Genomic DNA, 23,394 nt, shown 5'->3' with positions numbered 1-23,394 from the left:
GTAGGGTGGCGGGGATCCAACCGGACGACGTGGTCCGGTCGTCGGCCCACGTTGCAAAGGTTTCCCGGGCAATGCGAATTGGTGTGCTCACCTCCGGCGGCGACTGCCCCGGCCTCAACGCCGTCATCCGTTCCGTCGTGCATCGCGCGGTGGTCGACCACGGCGACGAGGTCATCGGCTTCCACGACGGGTGGAAGGGTCTCCTCGAGTGCGACTACCGCAAGCTCGACCTCGACGCGGTCGGCGGCATTCTCGCCCGCGGCGGTACGATCCTCGGCTCCTCCCGGGTCCAGCCCGCCCATCTGCGGGGCGGCGTCGAACAGGCCAGGGGTCATGTCGCCGATCTCGGCCTCGACGTGATCATCCCGATCGGCGGCGAGGGCACGCTCAAGGCGGCCAATCTGCTCTCCGAGGCGGGCCTGCCGATCGTCGGCGTACCGAAGACGATCGACAACGACATCGCCTCCACCGATGTGACCTTCGGCTTCGACACCGCCGTCGGTGTCGCCACCGAGGCCCTGGACCGGCTGAAGACCACCGCCGAATCGCACCAGCGGGTGCTGATCGTCGAGGTCATGGGCCGCCACACCGGCTGGATCGCCCTGCACTCGGGCATGGCGGCCGGTGCGCACGCCATCGTCGTGCCGGAGCGCCCCTTCGACATCGATGAGCTGACCGGGCTGGTCGGCAAGCGCTTCTCGGCCGGCAAGAAGTTCGCGATCGTCGTGGTCGCCGAGGGCGCCAAGCCGCGCGCGGGATCCATGGAATTCGAGCAGGGCACCAAGGACATCTATGGGCACGAGCGCTTCGCCGGCGTGGCCACGCAGCTCTCCATCGAGCTGGAGCAGCGCCTCGGCAAGGAGGCCCGCCCGGTGATTCTGGGCCATGTGCAGCGCGGCGGCACCCCGACCGCGTACGACCGTGTGCTCGCCACCCGTTTCGGCTGGCACGCGGTGGAGGCCGCGCACCGCGGCGAGTTCGGCATGATGACGGCGCTGCGCGGCACGGACATCACGATGGTGCCGCTGGCGCAGGCCGTGGAGACGCTGAAGACGGTCCCGGCCGAGCGGTACGCCGAGGCGGAGTGCGTGCTCTGAGCGACACCCCTGTCCGACGGACTGCCCCCGGCCGCAGATGCGGCCGGGGGCAGTTCTACTCTGGTCGGGACAACCGGCACGAAACGGGGACGTCCCCAGCGGGAGTGAACAGATGGATCACAGCGGGCACGGCATGAACATGGATCTGCCGCCGTTCACGCTGGGACGTGGGCTCCAATTCTCCGCGGACCCGTTCTTCCTCATCGGCTGCGTGCTCGCCATCGGCCTGTATGGGTACGCCGTACTGCGGCTGCGCAGACGCGGGGACAGCTGGCCGGTCGGCCGTTGCGTCTTCTTCGTCGTCGGTGTGCTGTCCATCGCCCTGGTGATGTGCACCAAGCTCAACGACTACGGCATGGTCATGTTTAGCGTGCACATGGTGCAGCACATGGTGATCAGCATGCTGTCGCCGATCCTGCTGCTGCTGGGCGCTCCGGTGACTCTGGCGCTGCGTGCGCTCCCGGTCGCGGGACGTGGCCGCAAGGGCCCGCGCGAGCTGCTGCTCATGCTGCTGCACAGCCGGTACATGAAGATCATCACGCATCCGGTCTTCACGATTCCGCTCTTCATCGCCAGCCTGTACGCGCTGTACTTCACCCCGCTCTTCGACTTCCTGATGGGTTCGAAGACCGGGCACCTCGCGATGATGGTGCACTTCCTCGCGGTCGGTCTGGTGTTCTTCTGGCCGATCATGGGCGTCGACCCGGGGCCGCACCGGCCCGGTTATGTCATGCGGATGCTGGAGCTGTTCGCGGGGATGCCGTTCCACGCGTTCTTCGGTATCGCGCTGATGATGGCGACCACGCCGATGGTGGAGACCTACAAGAACCCCCCGGCCTCGCTCGGCATCGACGCGCTGAGCGATCAGAACTGGGCGGGCGGTATCGCCTGGGCATTCAGCGAGATCCCGTCGGTGCTGGTCCTGATCGCGCTGGTCTTCCAGTGGTACCGCTCCGAACAGCGGACGGCGAAGCGCTCCGACCGGGCGGCCGACCGGGACGGGGACCAGGAGCTGCAGGCGTACAACGCCTATCTCGCCTCGTTGCAGGCGCGCGGGCAGTAGCGGTGGACATGCCTCCGGGGTGACGATGGCATCCACGGCCGCGTGGCCGACGAGGAGGGTGCGGGCATGTCCGGATCCACAAAGACCATGGGAGTGATCACCGTGGTGGCCCTGGTGGTGGTCACCGCCTACACGGTGGCGCTGGGGAGCAGCGGCTGGCTCTGGTTCGGGTGGGTGGTGCTCGGCCTGATCACCCTGGGGATGGCCGCGACGCGCGAGTCCTGAGCCGGGAGCCCCGGCCCAGGAGGACCGGGGCTCAGAAGCGGAAGACCGGCCCGGTGACCACGTCCATCACACAGGCATTGGGGAACGTCTTCTCCCAGGCGACGGGGCGTCCGTCCCACTTGCCGGTGGCGCTGACCGTCACCGGGTCGTACTCCATGACGCACAGGTGGGGGTCGCCGGGCAGGTCGTCCAGATCGCCTTCCGCCTCCTCGATCGCGGCGCAGGCGGCGGCAGCATGGGGGTGGTGGGCATCCGGGGCGGGCGGGCAGAACAGTGCGACGCCACGGATCCAGGTGTTCTCGCTGCCCGAGACGGTGAGGAGGAGCCCGCGGTCCGGCACCGGGTCCTCGGACTGAACGGCCGCGGCGGGCACGGCGGCGGTGAGGGTGAGCAGGGCAGCGGCGGCGAGAGCGGCGCGCAGGCGCATCGGAGAACTCCTGTGGCTCGGGGGATCCGGGGCGTCCCGGGAACGGACCGGGTACGTCTCGGGGCGTCCTGGGCGTCCCGCGTTCGGGAACCCGGCAAGATGATCTTTTAAGTTCGCACTGGGCAAGGAGCCGCGCCGCGCATCCCACCCTCCGGGGCAGTCGGCGGGTCCGGCTGGAGTACCGGCCGGCGGGCGCCCTGCACCCGGACGGATTCGACCTGCGGGTCACCCCGAGCGCCTGCCCTCTCCCCGGCCGTACGGCCCCTAACGTTCGGGCCAAGTGCCGCCGGAGCGGCGGCCGGATCCGAGGAGCTCTTGTGATGGGGAACCATGCGAGGACAGCCGCTGCCGTGATCGCGGTGGGACTGTTCGCCGCCGCCGTCGGTGGCTGTTCGAACAGCAGCGGTACGAAGCCGACGGCGTCGCAATCCGCCGGTGCGAGCCACATGGCGGCATCGGGAGGCTCCTCGGCCTCGGCCTCGGCCTCCCCGTCGGCATCGGTCTCCGCCTCGGGAACCGTGGCCTCCGCGTCCAGCCCGCTCGGGACCATCCTGGTCGACGGGAAGGGCCGGACGCTCTACCTCTGGGAGGCCGACACCACGTCCGAGTCGACCTGCTCGGGCGAATGCGCCAAGGAATGGCCGCCCCTGATCGTCAGTGGTGAGCCGGTCGCCGGCAAGGGCGTGAAGGCCGGTCTGCTGGGTACGACGAAGCGCAGCGACGGCAGCAGGGAAGTCACGTACAACGGGCACCCGCTGTACTACTTCGCGGATGACAAGAAAGCCGGTGACACCAACGGCCAGAAAGTGAACGACGCCGGCGCCGAGTGGTACGTACTCGACCCATCCGGCAACAAGGTCACGGGCACGGCGAAGTCCGGCACGACGCAGCCGAGCCCGGCTCAGGCGACCAGCGATGGCGGTCACTGACATCATGCGCGCTCCGCTCATGCCCAGCCGGGCAGGTATCGCCGTGGCCGCCGCGATCGTCTGCACGACCGCTCTCGTCGGCTGTTCGAACAGTAGTGGCGGCAGCTCGTCGTCCTCCAGCGCCACACCGCCCTCTTTCTCCTCACCCTCCCCGTCCGCCTCGTCTTCCCCGGTCGGCAAGGTGCTGATCACGATCAAGGACTTCGCGTTCAACCCGGCCCGTCTGACGGTCGCCCCGGGCACGCTGATCACCGTGGTCAACGAGGACGCCGCGACCCACAACGTGACCGCGACCAGCGGCAAGGCGTTCGGCACCGGCGACGTCGTGTCGGGGCGGACGGTCACCTTCACCGCACCCGACAAGGCCGGCACGTACCCGTACGTCTGCACCCTTCACCCTTACATGAAGGGTTCACTCACCGTCCGATGACGCGCACGGAATCCCGTGCGGGCGAAGCACACGGCCCGGCCCCCGGGCACACCTCCTGTCACCAGCAGTTGTGCGCCGTGGGCCGGTCGCCTGCCGGGGCGTCAAGTTAACGGAGCCGTAAAGCAGTTGTGATTTGACTCTTGACAGGTGCGCATCACCACGCCACTTTGGGAGCGCTCCCACAATCAAGAGTTGCACACAAAGGCCGCCGTGCCCCCCGGCAGTGAACCCACCCGGGGCATCGGACCCCGCTCGCCGCCCGGAACCCGCTTCCGCACCACCGCGCCGCGCCTTCCTCCGTCCCTCCACCCCTCCCCCACGACACCCGCCACTGGAGGATTTGTGTCGATATCACGTAGAACGTTCAGTAGCGCCCTGGGCGGCAGCCTGCTCGCCGTGGGGCTGGCCCAGGGCGCCGCAGTCGCCGCGCCGGCCGCCCCGGCGGCCCGCGACGGCGCCCGGGCCACCGCGGCCGACGACCCGTACACCCAGGCCTTCCTCACCCAGTACGGCAAGATCAAGGCGGCGGCCAACGGCTACTTCAGCCCGGAAGGCCTGCCGTACCACTCGGCCGAGACCCTGATGGTCGAGGCGCCGGACCACGGTCACGAGACCACCTCGGAGGCCGTCAGCTTCTGGATGTGGCTGGAGGCGGCGTACGGGCGGGTGACCGGTGACTGGGCCCCGTTCAACGAGGCCTGGGCGGTGGCGGAGAAAACGATCATTCCGCAACATGCCGACCAGCCGACCAGCGACTCGTACAACCCCGGGGCCCCCGCGACGTACGCCCCGGAGTGGCCGCTGCCGGACAACTACCCCTCGCCTCTGGACACTTCGGTCTCCGTCGGCACGGATCCGCTCGCCACCGAACTGGCCGCGTCCTACGGCACGATGGACGTATACGGCATGCACTGGCTGATGGACCTGGACAACACCTACGGCTACGGCAACAAGCCGGGCACCGGCGGCGAGGCGGGCCCGGGCGCCGGCCCTTCGTTCATCAACACCTACCAGCGCGGCGCACAGGAGTCGGTGTGGGAGACCATCCCGCAGCCCACCACCGACCTCTTCAAGTACGGCGGCCCCAACGGCTATCTCGATCTGTTCGTCGGCGACCAGAGCTACGCCAAGCAGTGGAAGTACACGAACGCCCCCGACGCCGACGCCCGCGCGATCCAGGCCGCCTACTGGGCCTATCGCTGGGCCTCGGCACAGGGCAAGGAGAGCGCGGTCGCGGCCTCGGTGGCGAAGGCGGCCAAGATGGGCGACTACCTCCGCTACGCCATGTTCGACAAGTACTTCAAGCGCATCGGCGACTGCACCGACCCCGCCTCCTGCCCCGCCGCTTCCGGCCGCGACTCCCAGCACTACCTGCTGTCCTGGTACTACGCCTGGGGCGGCGCCGCGGCCGGCAGCGGCGGCGGCTGGGCCTGGCGCATCGGTGACGGCGCCTCCCACCAGGGGTACCAGAACCCGCTCTCCGCCTGGGCACTGTCCAACGTGCCCGCGCTCACTCCCAAGTCGGCCACCGCGAGAACGGACTGGGCCAAGAGCCTGACCCGGCAACTGGAGTTCCTCAGCTGGCTGCAGTCCAGCGAGGGCGCGTTCGCGGGCGGGTGCACCAACAGCTGGGAGGGGCAGTACGGTACGCCGCCGGCCGGTACTCCCACCTTCTACGGCATGGCCTACGACTGGCAGCCGGTCTACCACGACCCGCCGAGCAACAACTGGTTCGGCTTCCAGGCGTGGGGCATGGAACGGGTCGCCGCGTACTACTACGTCACCGGCAACGCGACTGCCGGGGCCGTGCTGGACAAATGGGTCGCCTGGGCCTCCGGCGAGACGACGGTCGGCGCGGACGGCAGCTACCGCTTCCCCTCCACGCTGAGCTGGACGGGGCAGCCGGACACCTGGAACCCGGCCTCCCCCGGAAGGAACTCCGGGCTGCATGTATCGGTCGTCGACTACTCCAACGACGTCGGCGTGGGCGCCGCCTACGTCAAGACACTCACGTACTACGCGGCCAAGTCGGGCGACCAGGCCGCGGGCGCACTGGCCAAGGCCCTCCTCGACGCGATGGCGCTGAACGCCGACGACAAGGGCATCGCGGTGCCGGAGACCAGGACCGACTACAAGCGGTTCGAGGACGAGGTGTACGTCCCATCGGGGTGGTCGGGCACGATGCCCAACGGCGACACCGTCGAGCCGGGTGCCACCTTCATCGACATCCGGACCTGGTACCGGGACGACCCGGACTGGCCGAAGGTCCAGGCATATCTGGACGGTGGTGCGGCACCCACCTTCATCTATCACCGCTTCTGGGCACAGGCGGCGCTCGCGCTGGCCTTCGCCATCTATGCGGAACTGCTGGTGGAAGGGGGCGGCGGCGCGGACACCGAAGCGCCGACGGTGCCCGGTGGACTCGGCGTGACCGCCACGACGAGCAACAGTGTGTCGCTCTCCTGGTCGGCCGCCACCGACAACGTCGCGGTGACGGGCTACGACGTGTACCGCAACGGGGTGCTGGCGGGGAACGCGACGACGCGGACGTTCACCGACGAGGGCCTCGCCTCAGCCACCGAGTACAGCTATGCGGTGACCGCGCGGGACGCGGGCGGCAACACATCGGCGCTCTCCGCCGCCGTGTCCGCGACCACGAAGCCGGGCGGCGGTGGCAGCGGCGCGGTGAAGGTCCAGTACAAGAACACCGATTCGGCCGTCGGCGACAACCAGATCCGGCTGGGTCTGCAACTCCTGAACACCGGCAGCGCCCCCGTGGACCTGTCCACGGTGACGGTCCGGTACTGGTTCACCCCCGAAGGCGGCGCGAGCACGTTCAGCACGTACTGCGACTACGCCGCGCTCGGATCGTCGAACATCACCCACAAGGTGGTGGCCGCCGCCGCCCCGAAGACGGGTGCCGAGCGGTATCTGGAAGTCGGCTTCGCCGCAGGTGCGGGCACGCTGGCCGCGGGCGCCTCGACGGGCGAGCTCCAACTGCGCCTGAACAAGACCGACTGGTCCGACTTCAACGAGGCCGACGACTACAGCCGCGCCACCAACACCGCGTACGCCGACGCCTCGAAGGTCGCGGCGTACATCGGCGGCGCCCTTGCCTGGGGGGTCGAGCCGTGAGGAGCCACCCCATGACAGTCGTGCCTGCCGGCCGGCCCGGCCGCCGGCTGCCGGCACTCGTAGGAGCGGCGGCGTCGATGCTGCTCGCCGCGGCGTCGATGCTCACGGGCGCCTCGCCCGCGTCGGCCGCGCCGGTCACCGACTGCACCCAGTGGGGTACCACCGAACTGCAGGGAGGTGAGTACCTCTACCAGCAGAACGAGTGGAATTCCGAGGCCCGGCAGTGTGTGAGCGTCGACCCCGCGACGGGTGCCTGGAGCCTCACCGAGTCCTCGTTCGCGCTCCCGACGAACGGCGCCCCGGCCACGTACCCCTCCAGTTACCAGGGCTGTCACTGGGGCGCGTGCACGACGGACAGCGGACTGCCGTTGCGCGTCGACGAGTTGGGCAGCGTGCGCACCGACTGGTCTACCACCCAGGTCGGCTCCGGCGCGTACAACGTGTCGATGGACATCTGGTTCAACTCCGCCCCGGTCACGGACGACCAGCCGGACGGCACCGAGCTGATGATCTGGATGAACCACCGCGGCGGCGTGCAGCCGATCGGGTCGCGCACCGCCACGGTACAGCTCGACGGCCGGACCTGGGACGTCTGGACAGGTCCCGGCGCCTCGGGCTGGAAGGTGATCTCGTACGTCCTGCAGAACGGCGCCACCGAGCTGACCGACTTCAATGTGAAGGGTCTGATCGACGACAGTGTCACGCGCGGTTCCATCAACCCCGCGCACTATCTGATCGACGCGGAGGCCGGGTTCGAGATCTGGCAGGGCGGCCAGGGGCTCGGGATGAACAAGTTCGCCTTCGAAGCGAGCGCGGAAGGCGGCGGCGAGGGTGACACCGAAGCCCCGTCGGTCCCGGCGGCCGTCGATGTCACCGCAACGACCAGCAGCACAGCCTCCCTGTCCTGGGCTCCATCGGCGGACAACACGGGCGTCACCGGATACGACATCTACCGCGACGGGGTGAAGGCGGGCAGCACGGCCTCGACCTCCTTCACCGACACCGGGCTCGCCGCCTCGTCCTCGTACAGCTACTCCGTGCGGGCCCGCGACGCGGCCGGTAACAGTTCGGCGGCTTCCGCGGCCGTCACCGCGACGACCGAAGAGGGCGGCGGCACGACCGGCGCGCTGAAGGTGCAGTACAAGAACAACGACTCCTCGCCGGGCGACAACCAGATCAGGCCCGGTCTGCAGCTGGTCAACACCGGCACGGCCCCGGTGGACCTGAGCGATGTCACCGTCCGCTACTGGTTCAGCGGCGAATCCGGCGCCACCGCCTACGGCACCGCGTGCGACTACGCCGTCCTCGGCTGCGGCACCGTCACCCACCGCGTGCAGCCCTCCTCCGCCGCCGGCCCGGGCGTCGACCACTACCTGGAGGTCGGTTTCAGCAGCGGCACGCTGGCGGCGGGAGCCTCCACCGGTGAGATCCAGCTTCGGCTGAACAAGACCGACTGGTCGAACTTCAACGAGGCCGACGACTACAGCCGCACCACCGCTGCCTCGTTCACCGACGCACCGAAGGTCGCCGTGTATGCCGACGGGGACCTGGTGTGGGGCACCGCACCCTGACCAGGCCGCTGCCCCTGAGCAACACCCCCACGAACCCGCCTGCGGGGAACCTCCGCAGGCGTATGAGAGGAGCACGGAGCCGCAATGAGAACCAGAGGCACCACCCTGCATGGAGTACGCCGAAAACTGGCCGCACTCTCCGCCCTGGCGCTGGGCGCTGCGCTGGCGGTGGCCATACCCTCGCCGGCGTCGGCCGCAGCCCGGGTCGACAACCCGTACGCGGGCGCCACCGCGTACGTGAACCCCGACTGGTCCGCCAAGGCGGCGGCCGAACCGGGCGGCAGCGCGATCGCCGACGAGCCCTCCTTCGTCTGGATGGACCGGATCGCGGCCATCGAGGGCGCGGGCGACGCGATGAGCCTGCGCGAGCACCTCGACACGGCCCTGGACCAGGGCGCGAACCTGTTCCAGGTGGTCATCTACGACCTGCCGGGACGGGACTGCGCCGCGCTGGCATCCAACGGTGAGCTCGGCCCCACCGAGCTCGACCGGTACAAGACCGAGTACATCAACCCCATCGCCGACGTCCTCGCCGACCCGGCCTACGCGAGTCTGCGCATCGTCACCATCATCGAGCCGGACTCACTGCCGAACCTGGTCACCAACGCCGGCGGCACGGCCGGATCCACCGATGCGTGCGCGACGATGAAGGCGAACGGCAACTACGAGAGGGGTATCGGGTACGCCCTGCACACCCTCGGTGCCATTCCCAACGTCTACAACTACATCGATGCCGCCCACCACGGCTGGCTGGGCTGGGACTCCAACTTCGTCCCGGCGGCCCAGGAGTTCAAGAAGGCCGCGACGACGGAGGGCGCCACGGTCGCCGATGTCCAGGGCTTCATCGTGAACACGGCCAACTACTCGGCCCTGAAGGAGCCGAACTTCAAGGTCACCGACGCTGTGAACGGCACCACGGTGCGCCAGTCCAAGTGGGTGGACTGGAACTTCTATGTCGATGAGCTCTCCTTCGCGCAGGCGCTGCGCACCGAGCTGGTCAACCAGGGCTTCGCCTCGAACATCGGCATGCTGATCGACACGGCCCGCAACGGCTGGGGCGGCTCCGCCCGGCCCACCGCTGCGGGACCACTGACCAGCGTGGACGACTATGTCAACGGGGGCCGCGTCGACCGGCGCATCCACGCGGGCAACTGGTGCAACCAGAGCGGTGCGGGCGTCGGTGAGCGGCCCACCAGCGCCCCCGAACCCGGTATCGACGCCTACGTCTGGGCGAAGCCTCCGGGCGAGTCGGACGGCAACAGCCAGCCCATCGACAACGACGAGGGCAAGGGCTTCGACCGAATGTGCGACCCCACGTACACCGGTAACGGCCGCAACGGCAACAACCTGACCGGCGCCCTGCCGAACTCCCCGCTCGCGGGCCACTGGTTCTCCGCGCAGTTCCAGGAGCTGGTACGCAACGCCTACCCGCCGCTCGACGGCAGTGGCGGTGGTGACGACGACACCCAGGCGCCCACCGTGCCCACGGGGCTGAAGGTCACGGGGAAGACCAGTGGCAGCGTCTCGCTGTCGTGGACGGCGTCGACCGACGACACCGCTGTGACCGCGTACGACGTGTACCGCGCCGGAGTTCAGGTGGGATCCTCCGCGTCGACCTCCTACACGGACATGGGCCTGACGGCCTCGACCGCGTACAGCTACACGGTCAAGGCACGGGATGCGGCCGGTAATGTCTCGGCGGCCTCCGCAGCGGCCTCGGCCACGACCGACCAGGGCGGCGGCACCGGGAGCGGCACCCTCAAGGTCCAGTACAAGAACACCGATTCCTCCGCCACCGACAACCAGATCCGGATGGGTCTGCAACTGGTCAACACCGGATCCGCCGCGGTGGATCTGTCCACGGTGAAGGTGCGGTACTGGTTCACGCCCGAGGCCGGTGCGAGCGCCTTCTCCACCGCGTGCGACTACGCGGTCATCGGCTGCGGCAATGTGACCCATGGCGTTTCCTCCTCGGGCAGTCCGGCCGCGGGGGCCAGCCACTACCTGGAGGTCGGCTTCGGCAGCGGCAGCCTGGCCGCGGGAGCCTCCACCGGGGAGATCCAGCTGCGGCTGAACAAGACCGACTGGTCCAACTTCAATGAGGCCGACGACTACAGCCGGGCCACCAACACGGCCTACGCCGACGCGTCGAAGATCGCCGTCTATGCGGGCGGCGCCCTCTCCTGGGGCACCGCTCCCTGACCGGGTTTCCCGTCGCCGTCCTCATGGGCGGCGACGGGGCCGTGTGCCCGGCGTGATCCAAACGAAAGACCCGAGGGACACGTCCGGCACGATCCGCCCCCTGTCGCTCTCCCGGCAGGGGGCGGCCGCTGTCTCTCAGGCGGGCTGAATCCCGGGACGGCCTGCCTCGGTCACGAGCGAGGTGCGGGTCGAGACGGGGGCGCCGGGGGTGGTGACGTACGGGAGGACCCGGAAGTCGGCGCGGCATCTCTCCCGGGTCAGCGAGCAACGTACGTACCCGCGCTGGAAGTTGGTGAACTTGATGTGCTCGTTGGCCGCGAGGAGCCTGGCCCCGGAGGGGTCCAGGTCCATCCCGTCCTTCGTGGTGGAGATGGACGAACCGACGAACTCGACGCCGAGCGTGGGCGATTGAGGGTCGTCGAAGTTCTGTTTGAGATCGGCGGCGAGGTGACGGTGCATGTCACCGGTGAGTACGACGGGGTTGCTGACGCTGCGGTCGGTGATCTCCTTGAACAGCCGTTTACGTGCGTCCACATAGCCGTCCCAGAAGTCCATCACGAATGCCTGGCCGGGGCCGGGGTCGGTGTCGACCTGGGTCACGGGGATCTGCTGGGAGATCATGTTCCACGTCGTGTCGGAACGCCCGAGGCTGCGGTGGAGCCACTGTTCCTGTTCCGGGCCGAGGATCGTGCGGCCGGGTGTCAGCCGCTCGTCGCAGCCGCTCCTGGTGCCGTCGCCGCAGGGCTGGTCGTCGCGGAAGAGCCTGGTGTCGAGGATATGGAACGTGGCCATCCGTCCGTAGCGCAGGCTGCGGTACATCCGGGCCTCGAAGCCGTTCGGCTTGTTCGGCAGCCTCAACGGCAGATGTTCGTAGTACGCCTGGAAGGCAGCCGCCGCACGTTGCCGGAAGACCGCCGGGTCCTGGTCGGGTTCGGTGTCGGCCTTGGACCTGTCGCGCGCCCAGTTGTCCTCGACCTCGTGGTCGTCCCAGACGACGGCGAACGGGTGAACCTGGTGGGCGGCGATGAGGTCGGGGTCGAAGCGGTGGAGGGCGTGGCGGTTGCGGTACTGGACGAGGTCCATCGGCTCGGGGCGCAGTTCGGCGGCGACGGGGACGTTGCGTACGCCGCCCATCGCGTCGATGGCGTTCTCGTAGATGTAGTCGCCGAGGTGCAGGACCAGGTCGACGTCCTCCTCGGCAAGATGCCGGTAGGCGGTGTAGAAGCCTTCGAACCACGCCTGGCAGGAGACGAAGGCGAAGTCGAGTTCCTTGGGACGGCTGTGCGGCGGGGGTGCGGTGCGGGTGCGCCCGACGGGGCTGTGCACACCGCCGGCGCGGAAGCGGTAGTAGTAGTGCCGGCCCGGCTGCAGTCCGGAGATCTCGACGTGGACGGAGTGGGCGAGTTCAGGGACCGCACGGGTCCGTCCCCGGCGTACGACGGACCGGAAGCGTTCGTCGCGGGCGACCTCCCACTGGACGTCGACGGAGTACGGCGGCATGCCTCCGGCCCCGTCGGGGGCGAGGGGCTGGGGCGCGAGGCGGGTCCACAGTACGAATCCGTCCGGCCATGGATCGCCGGAGGCGACTCCCAGGGCGAACGGGTCGTCGTGGAAGGGGGCGCCACCCCAGGCGTTGCCCGCCGACAGGCCGGCCGCGGCGAGGGCCATCCCGACCGTCCCGCCGAGCATCGCCCGTCTGCCGAATCCTCCGGTGCCGCCTGACCCACTGTTCATCTGCATGCAGCTCGTCCCTTCGTCGGGCGGGATCCCGTGCGGTACGAGGTGGGATCGGCGCGTGATTTCACGTCTGCCCATGTGGTAATCACAGGCTGGATATCACAGGGGAATCACACGCCACAAGACCACGCATGGGTGGTCGCAATGCCGTTCACAGGCGGTTAGTTGGGGAGACATCGGCCATTTCCCGAGGCGTCCGAGCGCCGGGTCGGCAACACCCTTGACACCCCCCAGGGTGGCTCATAGTCTCCACGCCACAGAATTAACGTTAGATTTCACATCGGGAAAATCGGTGCGACGGAAGGACGTGCTCGTGTCCGGTCCCTCGGCAGCGGATGTGCCCGCCCACCGCCCCGCCGAAGGAGCAGCGGCCGGCCGTCCCGAAGACCGGACGCTGCGGCCGTACGGTCTGCGATGCGAGCACCGCACCACCCCGATGGGGATCGACGAACCCGCGCCCCGGCTCTCCTGGCGGCTGGCGTCCGACCGCCGTGGCGACGACCCCGTGGCCTACCGGGTCCGTGTCGCCGAACACCCCGAGGACCTGGACGGGGAAGGTCAACTCCTGTGGGACACGGGCCGGGTGGCGGATCCCGATGCGCTCGCCGTCGAGTACGCCGGACCCGCTCTCCTGGGCCGTACGCGCTATCACTGGCGGGTCTCCGTCTGGCCGGCCGGGACGACGGCGCCCGCCGAGGCCACGTCCTGGTTCGAGACGGCCTTCACCGACGCCGGGGCGTGGCAGGCGTCGTGGATCACCCACGACCCGCATCCGGTCGATGTCCTGGACGCGCCCACCGAGGGCGAGTTCGCCCTCGACGACCACGGGCTCGCCCCGTGCCCCGTCCTGCGACGCACCTTCACCGGCTCGGCCGGCACGCATGCCCGGCTCCTTGTCAGCGCGCGCGGCCTGTACGAGGTCCGGCTCAACGGCGTACGGGTCGGCGACGCCGAACTCGCGCCCGGCTGGACCGACTACCACCGCCGGGTCCAGTACCAGACGTACGACGTGACCGAGTTGCTGCGTGAGGGTGAGAACGTTCTCGCCGCGACCGTCGCCGACGGCTGGTGGAGCGGATTCGTCGGCTTCGAACCGCGCAGGGCCGGGGCACACTACGGCTCGTTCCCCCAGTTCCTGGCCGAACTTCATCTGACCGGTCCGGACGGCCGCGGCACCGCGATCGTCACCGACGACACCTGGCGCACCAGCACGGGAGTCATCCGTCACGCGGATCTGCTGATGGGCGAGTGCCATGACCTGCGGCATGCGGCCGACGGCTGGGAACTGCCCGGCTTCGACGACACCCACTGGTCCCCGGCCCTGATCACGGACACCGGCCACCACCTGCTCGTGGCGTCCGTCGACGAGCCCGTGCGGGCGATGGCCGAGCTGCGCCCGCGCTCGGTCAGGCGTATCTCGACGGATACCCACATCGTCGACTTCGGCCAGAACCTCGCCGGACGTGTACGGCTCCGGATCGCTGAACTCGCTCCCGGGGCAAGGGCGGTGATCCGCCACGCGGAGGTGCTGGACGAGTCGCACCAGCTGTACACGGCCAATCTGCGCACGGCCGCCGCGACCGATGTGCTCATCGGGGACGGGCGCCGGCACATCGTGTTCGAACCGCGATTCACCTATCACGGGTTCCGTTACGCCGAGATCAGTGGAGTCCCTGAGCTGACCGAGTCCGATGTCGTTGCAGTGGCGCTGCACAGCGACATCCCGTGGGCCGGGGAGTTCGACTGCTCGGACGCCGGGCTCCGCCGGCTCCACGACTGTGTCGCGTGGGGGCAACGCTCAAACTTCGTGAGTGTGCCCACGGACTGTCCGCAGCGCGACGAGCGGCTCGGCTGGCTGGCCGACGCCCAGGTCTTCCTGCCGACCGCCGCGCTCAATGCGGACGTCGCCGCGTTCTTCACCAAGTGGCTGCGCGACATCGATGACGCCCGCACCCCCGACGGCGGCTTCACCAACGTCGCCCCGCGCCTCGTGGGAGTCTGTGACGAAGGAGCGCCCGGCTGGGGCGACGCGGGTGTGATCATCCCGTGGCACCTCTACCGCGCCTACGACGACCCGCGGTTCCTCGCCCGGGCGCTGGAGGCCATGCGCGCCTGGGTCGACCTGATCCACCGTCACAACACGGATCTGGTCTGGCGCAGACGGGTTGGTCCGCACTTCTCCGACTGGCTCGCCCCCTCCACCCCCACCCCGCGCGATGTCATCGCCACGGCCCACTTCGCGCACAGTGCCCGCCTCACCGCGAAGGCTGCCGATGTCCTGGGACAGAAGGACGTCGCGGATCAGTACCACCGGCTGGCCGACGACATTCGCCGTACGTTCGCCGAGCACTTCGTCACGGTCGAGCACACCGCTGCCGATGGGCCCGCCGTACGGATCGCAGGGGACACCCAGACCGGATATCTCGTCGCGCTCGCCTTCGAGTTGCTGCCCGCGGACCTCGTCGGCGCCGCCGCACACCGTCTCGCCGAAATAGTCGAGTCGGCCGGTCCCGCCCTCCTGACCGGTTTCCTCGGGGTCGCGCTCGCCGCGCCCGTCCTCGATACCCACGGGCGGGCCGACCTCGCCCATGCGCTCCTGCTCCGTGACGAGGTTCCGTCATGGCGATTTCCGCTGCGGCACGGCGCCACCACGATCTGGGAACGGTGGGACGGCTGGACCCCCGATACGGGGTTCCGCGCACCGTCGATGAACTCCTTCAACCACTACGCGCTCGGCTCGATCGGAGAATGGCTCTACCGCGGTGTCGCCGGCCTCGACCAGGCGCCGGATTCCACCGGATACCGGCAGCTACGGATACGGCCCCGCCCCGGTGCCCTGCGCCACGCGAGCGCCCGCCACGAATCGGTACGCGGCACCGTCGAGGTGGCTTGGGAGAGGCACGGCGGCCGGCTCGCCCTGCGTGTACTGGTGCCACCCGGCGCCACCGCCGATGTGTACGTGCCCACCACGGACCCCCGCTCGATCCGCGAATCGGACGTGACCCCGAGAGCCGACGACCGCCACATCACGCTGCTCGCGACCGCCTCCGGCCACGTTCTCTACCGCGTGTCCTCGGGCGCCTACCGCTTCACCGCGACTCATCCACCGGCAGACGGCCACGCCGAGACGCCTCCGGCGGACCGGCCCGAGCCCTCGCTCATCCCGAGCCGACGCACATCAGGACCGGCGGCGAAACCATCGTCCGCCCGTTCGCACGAGGAGGACACACCATGACGACGCGTTCTCACAGCCGGCCGGGCCGGAGCACGGTCGGCCGCCGGGGATTTCTCCGTATCGGCGGTGGGGTCGCGGCGCTCGCTGCCCTTCCCCCCTCACTGACGGCCTGCTCGGATTCGGGCAGCGGTTCCGGCAAGCTGCGCATCGTCGGCGTCGCCGACCAGCAGAAGCCGATCGAGGAGCTCGTCGCGCTGTACCGCAAGTCCCACCCCGACGAAGAGTTCTCCACCTCCTTCGCACCCACGGACCAGGTACAGACAGTGGTGCGCACCCAGCTCGCCGGTGGCAACGCCCCCGATGTGCATGTGCTCTATCCCGGCAGCGGCAGCGCCATGTCCATGGTCGAGGTGGCCAAGGCCGGGCTGCTCGCCGACCTCAGCGACCAGGCATGGACCAAGGAAGTCCCGGCGAACTTCCACCCCGCTTACCGGTACAAGGGCAAGACATATCTGTATTCGGCGGGAAGCAGCGTCATCGGCGCCATCTACAACAAGAAGGCCTTCGCGAAGGCCGGAGTCGAGCCGCCGAAGACCTGGAGTGAACTTCTCGACGTCTGTGCCGAGTTGAAGGCCAAGGGCGTGATACCGATCGCGCTCGGGGCGCAGACTGCCTGGGTCACCCAACTCATCACCTACGCGCTGGTCCCCAACGCCGTCTACGCGAAGAACCCCGATTTCGACGCCGAGATGGCTGCCGGAAAGGCGCACTTCCGCGGCTCCGGGTGGGCCGATGCGATGGGCAAGTACCAGGAGTTGCAGCGCCGGGGCTTCTTCAACGACAACCCCAACGGAACGACGTACGAGCAGCAGACCTCGATGGTCGCGAGCGGTAAGGCGGCGATGGCCGTCCAGGTCTCCGCCGTACTCGCCAACTTCCGTCAGGCCACCCGGACACCGGACGACCTCGGCATGTTCCCGTTCCCCGGCGGTGACGACGCCGCGACTCCGTGGATCCCGGCAGGCATCGTCGTCGGTCTCGGTGTCTCCGCACGGTCCAAGAAGGCAGCAGGGGCAAAGGCGTTCATCGAATTCCTCGGGAAGCAGGAGAACGTCAACCGCTGGGCACAGTCCGTCGCCGCGATCCCGTTCAAGCGCGATGCGTCCACCAGGATCGACCCCGTCCTCAATGACTTCCTGCCCATCATCGACGGCAACCGGGCCGTCCCCTTCATGGACCAGAGCTGGCCCAACGCCGAGGTGCAGCCCGCCCATTTCGCCGCCGTACAGAACCTGCTCGCAGGAAAGACGGACGTCGACGGCGCCCTGGGACAGATGGACGAGGCCTACGGGAAGAAATCGTGACGCCCACGTCCGAGCAGACCGCCTCCGGCACGGTCGGCAAGGCCGGAGGCAAATCGCAGACCGGCTCCGGCCGCCCGGTCCGGCACCGCGATCACACCGCCCCGACGTGGATCTTCGTGGTCCCGGCGCTCGTCGTCTACGGCGTCGTCGTCCTGTACCCGAGCCTGGCCGGGGTGATGTACGCCTTCACCGACTGGTCCGGCATCGGCGGCTTCTCCTTCACCGGCCTGGACAACTTCCGCGCCCTGCTCGACGACAGCCGGGCACTGGAGTCCGTCGGCAACACGCTGCTGCTCACCATCGCCGTGGTCGTCGTCCAGAACGGCGTCGGCCTGCTGCTCGCGCTCGGTGTCCACGGCAACATCAAGTCCCGCGCGCTGCTGCGGCTGATCTTCTTCGCGCCCGCCGTCGTCAGCCCCGTGATGGTCGCGATCCTGTGGAAGTACGTCTACAACCCCGAGAACGGCGCCGGTCTCAACGGTGTTCTCGGCGCGGTCGGACTCGGCGGTCTGCGTCAGGACTGGCTCGGCGATCCCTCGCTCGCCCTGTGGTCCGTCGCGGCGATGGTCGTGTGGCAGTACGCCGGCTACTCGATGGTCGTCTTCCTCGCCGGTCTCCAGGGCGTACCCGCCGAACTCCACGAGGCCGCGAGAATCGACGGCGCCGGTTCCTGGCAGCGCTTCCGCCATGTCACCTGGCCGCTGCTGGCCCCGGCCCTGACGATCAACCTCATGCTGTCGACCATCGGCGGACTCAAACTCTTCGACCAGGTCTACGCCGCCACCAACGGCGGCCCCGGCACCTCCAGCGAGACGCTGTCGACCGTGCTGTACAAGGAAGCGTTCGTCTACGGGAAGTTCGGCTACAGCACCGCCGTCGCCCTCGTCCTCGCGCTGTTCGTCGCCGCGGTCTCCCTGGTCCAGCTCCGCTACCTGCGCGCGAGGGAGGTCACCGCATGAGCACCGCATCGACCCGCGGACCCGCGAAACAGAAACCCCGGCGCAGAGGCCGCAGGCCGCGGTACGGGCAGTACGCCCTCGAACTGGTCATGATCGCCGTCGCCGTCGTGTTCCTGTTCCCGGTCTACGCCCTGATCACCCTGGCGATGAAGGATCCCCAGCAGATCTCCGACTCGCCCCTCTCGCTGCCCTCCCCTCCCACCTTCGCCAACTTCGGCAACGCCTGGTCCTCCGCGTCGCTGGGGCCCGCCCTGCTCAACAGCACGGTCATCACCGCTGTGAGTCTGCTGCTCCTTGTCGTCCTGGGCTCCACGGGGGCCTACTACCTCGCGCGCCGCGCCCGCGGTATCGGCTACGGCCTGTACATCCTGTTCCTGCTGGGCATCGTGCTGCCGTTCCAGCTCGGCATGATCCCTCTCTACAAACTCGTCGACGACCTGGGCTGGCTCGGCACGTACCAGGGCATGGTGTTCTTCTACACGGGCATCCAACTGCCGTTCACCGTCTTCCTGTACACCGGATTCATCCGGGCCCTGCCGCAGGACTACGCGCAGGCTGCACTCATCGACGGCTGCAACCACCGGCAGGCGTTCACCCGGATCGTCTTCCCCCTGCTGCGCCCCATCACCGGCACCGTGATCATCCTGAACGCCGTGTTCATCTGGAACGACTTCTTCACCCCGCTGCTGTACCTGGGTGGCTCCGACAAGGAGACCGTGCCCGTCGGTGTGTTCGCGTTCGTCGGCCAGTACGTCTCCGACTACGGACTCGTCTTCGCCGGGCTGGTGCTCGCCGCTCTGCCGATCCTGGTGGTGTTCGTGGTCCTCCAGCGTTATGTGATCAAGGGCTTCGCGGGCGGTCTCAAGGGCTGAGGACATCTCATGACACACCCGGTGCACCCAGCACTCCCCCCGGGCATCGCGGCGGTACTCGCCGAACCCCCGCGCGCCTTCTCGCCCACAGCCATCTGGTGGTGGAGCGGGGAACGGCTCGACCGCGCACGGCTGCGGGCGCAGCTGGAACGGTTCACGGAGGGCGGTGTGCACAACCTCGTGCTCCTCAACCTGGCGCCTTCGGGACCCCTGTTCGGCTCCGACGCCGACGACCCGCCTTTTATGTCCGATGCGTGGTGGGCCCTGCTCGACGGCGTGTGCGACGACGCCCGCGAAGTCGGCGTCAGCCTGTGGTTCTACGATCAGCTCGGCTTCTCCGGTGCCGATCTCCAGGCGCGCCTCGTCGATGAACAGCCCGCCCATGCGGGCCGTCGGCTCGACCGCGTGCGTGCCGTCGTCGACTCCACAGCGATACGGACGGCAGAGCTGCGGTGTCCCCCGGACGGCCGGCCTCTCGCGGGCCGCGCCGAACCGGTCGACGCCGCCGGCCGGCCCGTCGGCCCGGCGGTCCCGGTCGCGGTGGACGACGGAGTCGTACGGGCGCCGGGCCCGGGACGCTGGCACCTGACACTCCATCATCATGCGAAGGTCGGCTTCGACTACCTCGGCGCCGAGGCGTGCGCGGCGCTGCTGGACCGGGTGCACGGGGAGTTCGAGCGCCGCCTCGGTCACCGGCTCGGCACCGTCGTCGTCGGCTCGTTCCAGGACGAGCTGCCGTCCCTGCCCACCTGGTCCACCGGTTTCGCCGACGCCTTTCTGCGCCTTCGCGGGTACGACATCACCGCACGGCTCGACGCCCTGTACGACGACAGCACGGATCCGGACGCCCACCGGATACGGCGCGACTATCAGGTGACCCGCGCCGAGCTGGCCGAGGAGGCGTTCTTCCGCCCGCTGGCCGCCTGGCACGACCGGCACGGCCTGCTCATCGGCTGCGACCAGCAGGACCCGGCCCGTGCCGGACACCCCGTCGCGGGCGTGGAGTTGTACGCCGACTACGCGCGCACCCACCGCTGGTTCTCGGCTCCGGGCTCCGACCACCATGGGGACGCCCGTATCCATTCCTCGCTCGCCCATCTGTACGGCCGTCCCCGCACCTGGATCGAGGCCTTCCACTCCACCGGCTGGGGCGGCACGCTGGAGGAGACGTTCGACTGGCTGCTGCCCTGGCTCCGCGCCGGTGCGACCCTCTACAACCCGCATGCCGTCTACTACACGACCAAGGGCGGCTGGTGGGAGTGGGCACCGCCCGCAACCGACTGGCGTCAGCCGTACTGGCGCCACCACCGCGTCTTCGCCGACGCCGTGACCCGGCTGTGCGCGATCCTGAGCCTCGGCCACCATCTGTGCGACATCGCGATCCTGCTGCCCACCACCACGGCCCAGGCAGGTACCGCTTTGGACGGGGTCACGGATGCGGCGGCGCGGGCTCAGTCGACGTATCTCCAACTCACCGGTGACATGGCCTGGTTCCATACCCGTCCGGGCGTCATGGACCGTCTCGGCCTCGACGCCGATGTCATCGACGACGCGTCCGTGGCGCGCGCCCGGGTAGCGCCGTCCGACGGCGGCGTACGGCTGAGGGTCGCGGACGAGGCATACACCACGATCATGCTGCCGGCATGCACAGTCCTGGAGCGGGACACGGCACATCGGCTCACCGAATTCGCCGCCGCCGGTGGGAAGTTGATCGCGCTCGGCACCCTCCCCGAGCACGTCATCGGCCCCGGCGCAGCCGGCGTGCTTGCCGAGCTGCGCGCGTGCTTCGCGGACGGCCGGGCCGTTTTCGTCCCCGCATCGGACGATCCCGCCGACTCGCTCGCCTCGGCGCTGGCGGGGGCGCACCCGGCGGTCCGGGCCCCGGTCCCCGCACTCGCGCGTCGTGTGGACGGTGCCACGGTGGTGTTCCTGACCGCCGCCGCCCCACGGGCAACGCGGGCGGCCGTCGCGGCTCCCGACGAGCGGGGCGCCGCATTGGGCTGGCTGGATGTCCGATACGACTTCGACCAGGGCCGCTACGCGCGCGCCGCAAGAGTGCGGGTGCGGGACGTGGCGGGCCCGGCCGTCCTGGTGGACCCGTTCGGCGGCGCTTCCCGGACGCTGCCGGTACGTCCCGCCGATGACGGTGCCAGGTCCGTCGAGGTCGATGTCCCCTTCGATACGGGCCCCGCAGCGGTGCTGGTCTTTCCGGCGCGGACCCGGGCGACGGCCACGACCGAAGCGTCCGGCGCACCCGGCCCGCCCGGCGCCGCACCGGCCGTCACCACCATCGAGATCCCTGCGGACGCGGTCTGGGACATGACGCTCGTGCCGACCCTCGACAACACCTGGGGCGACTTCGCCCGACCCGCGAGTGGCCCACCCACAGGCCCGGCCGTCACCGAGTGCCGGACCTTCCGCCACCGGGTGGAAGCGGCCGGAGAGGACGGCGTACGGGATGGTTGGGCCATGCCGGACGGCGCCGATGAGCTGGTCAGAGACACGGTCCACGCGACGTTCGGGCCGCACGCGGTCGTGCTCCGCGGCGGCCCCGGCCACGACGTCCTGTCGGTTCTCGAATGGTCCGACACCCTGGGTGTGCACAAGGATCCGATCCACCGTGCCGCCCTGGGGCCCAAGGGCCATGTGCCGGAGGAGTTCGTACATATCGGCCCCACCGCCGCCGGAGAGATGACGCGGCTGCGCGTGGAGCTGCTCCTCGACGAGGCCTTCGACGGACACCTCGCGATCGGGGCCGCGGCGACGAAGCGGGCCCGGCTCGACGGCTCCCCCGTCGCCCTGGACGACGGGGGCCACCTCGCGATGGGCCCGGCAGGAGTGGAGGCCGGCCGCCATCGGCTCGAACTGGAACTGACGCCTGATCAGGACGTGGATCTGCGGGCACATGTGGCGCTCGTACGTGATCCGGAGCGGTACCGGCGGCCGGAGTGGATTTACGCGTCCGGGACGATGGGCACGACGCTGCATCTCCCGGCCCGCCCCGGCCGGGCCGTCGTCCAAGTGGCCGCGCGCGTGACCTGCGTACTGCGCGTCAATGGACAAGTGGTGGGCAGGCAGGGCGGATTCGACCCCTACGCCGAACATACGATCCCACGCGTGCGACGGCATGACGTGGCGGCGGCCCTGCGCATCGGTGACAACGACATCACGGTGGAGACGTCCGGGGGCGGCGACCGCGCGGTCCTGGTGGACGCGGTTTTCGACGACGGGACCGGCGACCGTGTCACGATTTTGCACAGCGACGCCCGGTGGTGGGCCGAGAGTACGGCAGGACGCATGCCGGTCACAGTGCGACGCGAGCCGGTGGGTGACCCGGCCGCCCTGTATCTCCGCCGCCGCCCCCATCCGCTGCCGGGCGCCGCCTGGCTGGACCCGGACGCGGACGACGGCACGGTGGTGCCGGTCCGGTTCGCGGCCCCGGGGCGCCGGGAATCGGTGGAGTGGCTGTGGTGCGAACTGCCGCCCGGTGCCACCCGGTTGACGGCGCGCGTGCACGGCGAAACGACTGTCTTCGTGGACGGCTCCGAGTGCACTGCACCCGACACCGCCGTCGACCCCCGGGGCGTGCTGACTGTGACGGTCGACCTGTCGGCCGGTGGCCCGTCCGGGCCTCGAACCGCGGCCCTGCGCATCCGGACGCGCCCCGGGTACGAGGGTGGCGCCGCCCTGGCCGGTCCGGTGCGCTGCGAGGCCGGACCCGGGCGGATTCGCGTCGGTGACTGGGAGACGCATGGGCTCGCCGAGTACAGCGGCGGTGTGCGGTACCGCCGCGTGGTGACCGTGCCCGCCGACCTCGCCGCGGGGCATGTGTCGCTCGACCTCGGACGGGTCCGCGGGACGGCGGAGGTACGGGTCGGCGGCGCCGCCGCTGGGGTGCGGGTGTGCTCCCCGTACGTCTTCGATCTGACGGGCCTGGCCGGGCCGGGCACCAATACCCTCGACATCACCGTGTTCGGGACGCTGGCACCGCACCTGGACGCGACGAGCCCGACCCACTTCGTCTTCCCGGGGCAACGTGTCAGCGGCTTGCTGGGTCCCGTACGGCTGCGGGTCGGTGACTCCGACGGGGGTCAGGGGCAGTCTTGACACCGCCCTTGCCCACCCCGTCAAGAACGCGTGAAGAGATCACGGTGATCGTCGCGACCGGCTCCGCCGTGGCGGGATCCATGTCCATGCGACCTTCGTCC

15 protein-coding genes are annotated in these 23,394 nt (G+C 69.6%); 13 read left to right on the top strand and 2 right to left on the bottom strand.

Annotated elements, in window-relative coordinates; genetic code table 11:
- The first annotated feature begins 71 nt into the window (after nucleotides 1–71).
- The 3 genes from ACGFU7_RS16325 (at nucleotide 72) to ACGFU7_RS16315 (ending at nucleotide 2,385) form a co-directional block, all read left to right on the top strand.
- On the top strand, nucleotides 72–1,097 hold the full coding sequence (locus tag ACGFU7_RS16325; protein WP_393696298.1) for a 6-phosphofructokinase: 1,026 nt from the start codon (nucleotides 72–74) through the stop codon (nucleotides 1,095–1,097).
- Nucleotides 1,098–1,209: 112 nt separating this feature from the next.
- Nucleotides 1,210–2,160: a cytochrome c oxidase assembly protein gene (locus tag ACGFU7_RS16320; RefSeq protein WP_393696296.1), complete on the top strand. Its 951-nt coding sequence runs from the start codon at nucleotides 1,210–1,212 to the stop codon at nucleotides 2,158–2,160.
- A gap of 66 nt (nucleotides 2,161–2,226) precedes the next feature.
- Entirely contained in the window at nucleotides 2,227–2,385 is a 159-nt protein-coding gene (locus ACGFU7_RS16315; RefSeq protein WP_393696294.1) for a hypothetical protein, read from the top strand.
- Between the two features lie 31 nt (nucleotides 2,386–2,416).
- Here the strand turns inward: ACGFU7_RS16315 and ACGFU7_RS16310 are convergent, their stop codons facing one another.
- Complete coding sequence (locus ACGFU7_RS16310; protein WP_393696292.1) at nucleotides 2,417–2,812, bottom strand: SSI family serine proteinase inhibitor; 396 nt, start codon at nucleotides 2,810–2,812, stop codon at nucleotides 2,417–2,419.
- Between the two features lie 320 nt (nucleotides 2,813–3,132).
- Between ACGFU7_RS16310 and ACGFU7_RS16305 the strand changes: the two genes are divergently transcribed.
- The 5 genes from ACGFU7_RS16305 to ACGFU7_RS16285 all read left to right on the top strand — a co-directional run bounded on the left by ACGFU7_RS16305 (nucleotide 3,133) and on the right by ACGFU7_RS16285 (nucleotide 11,079).
- Nucleotides 3,133–3,741, top strand: a complete 609-nt coding sequence (locus ACGFU7_RS16305; protein WP_393696290.1) for a hypothetical protein — start codon at nucleotides 3,133–3,135, stop codon at nucleotides 3,739–3,741.
- Nucleotides 3,728–4,171, top strand: a complete 444-nt coding sequence (locus ACGFU7_RS16300; RefSeq protein WP_393696288.1) for a cupredoxin domain-containing protein — start codon at nucleotides 3,728–3,730, stop codon at nucleotides 4,169–4,171. Before ACGFU7_RS16305 ends, ACGFU7_RS16300 begins: the two co-directional genes overlap by 14 nt.
- Before the next feature lie 387 nt (nucleotides 4,172–4,558).
- Complete coding sequence (locus ACGFU7_RS16295; protein WP_393696622.1) at nucleotides 4,559–7,306, top strand: glycoside hydrolase family 48 protein; 2,748 nt, start codon at nucleotides 4,559–4,561, stop codon at nucleotides 7,304–7,306.
- Nucleotides 7,307–7,317: 11 nt separating this feature from the next.
- Nucleotides 7,318–8,877: a cellulose binding domain-containing protein gene (locus tag ACGFU7_RS16290; RefSeq protein WP_393696286.1), complete on the top strand. Its 1,560-nt coding sequence runs from the start codon at nucleotides 7,318–7,320 to the stop codon at nucleotides 8,875–8,877.
- Nucleotides 8,878–8,961: 84 nt separating this feature from the next.
- Nucleotides 8,962–11,079, top strand: coding sequence for a glycoside hydrolase family 6 protein (locus ACGFU7_RS16285; RefSeq protein WP_393696284.1), 2,118 nt, complete (start codon nucleotides 8,962–8,964; stop codon nucleotides 11,077–11,079).
- A 135-nt stretch (nucleotides 11,080–11,214) separates the two neighbouring features.
- Here ACGFU7_RS16285 and ACGFU7_RS16280 read toward each other — a convergent pair whose 3' ends face one another.
- The gene (locus ACGFU7_RS16280) at nucleotides 11,215–12,819 is read right to left on the bottom strand and encodes an alkaline phosphatase D family protein (protein WP_393696282.1); all 1,605 of its coding nucleotides are present in this window, start codon (nucleotides 12,817–12,819) and stop codon (nucleotides 11,215–11,217) included.
- A 310-nt stretch (nucleotides 12,820–13,129) separates the two neighbouring features.
- Here ACGFU7_RS16280 and ACGFU7_RS16275 point away from each other — a divergent pair, with 310 nt between their 5' ends.
- Genes ACGFU7_RS16275 through ACGFU7_RS16255 form a run of 5 tightly spaced genes read left to right on the top strand, consistent with a single transcriptional unit; the run spans nucleotide 13,130 to nucleotide 23,293 of the window.
- On the top strand, nucleotides 13,130–16,051 hold the full coding sequence (locus ACGFU7_RS16275; protein WP_393696280.1) for a family 78 glycoside hydrolase catalytic domain: 2,922 nt from the start codon (nucleotides 13,130–13,132) through the stop codon (nucleotides 16,049–16,051).
- Nucleotides 16,048–17,355 (top strand): ABC transporter substrate-binding protein, encoded by a 1,308-nt coding sequence (locus ACGFU7_RS16270; RefSeq protein ID WP_393696279.1) that lies wholly within the window; start codon nucleotides 16,048–16,050, stop codon nucleotides 17,353–17,355. The genes ACGFU7_RS16275 and ACGFU7_RS16270 overlap by 4 nt, the downstream gene beginning before the upstream one ends.
- Nucleotides 17,352–18,314, top strand: a complete 963-nt coding sequence (locus ACGFU7_RS16265; RefSeq protein WP_393696277.1) for a carbohydrate ABC transporter permease — start codon at nucleotides 17,352–17,354, stop codon at nucleotides 18,312–18,314. Before ACGFU7_RS16270 ends, ACGFU7_RS16265 begins: the two co-directional genes overlap by 4 nt.
- Complete coding sequence (locus ACGFU7_RS16260) at nucleotides 18,311–19,186, top strand: carbohydrate ABC transporter permease (protein ID WP_393696275.1); 876 nt, start codon at nucleotides 18,311–18,313, stop codon at nucleotides 19,184–19,186. The genes ACGFU7_RS16265 and ACGFU7_RS16260 overlap by 4 nt, the downstream gene beginning before the upstream one ends.
- Before the next feature lie 9 nt (nucleotides 19,187–19,195).
- A complete protein-coding gene (locus ACGFU7_RS16255) occupies nucleotides 19,196–23,293 on the top strand; it encodes a hypothetical protein (protein WP_393696274.1) in 4,098 nt (1,365 codons plus the stop codon).
- Nucleotides 23,294–23,394: the final 101 nt, after the last annotated feature.

The sequence above is a fragment of the Streptomyces sp. NPDC048473 genome, from assembly GCF_043200155.1.
Lineage (GTDB): Bacteria > Actinomycetota > Actinomycetes > Streptomycetales > Streptomycetaceae > Streptomyces.
This window is presented reverse-complemented; position numbering and strand designations above follow the sequence as displayed.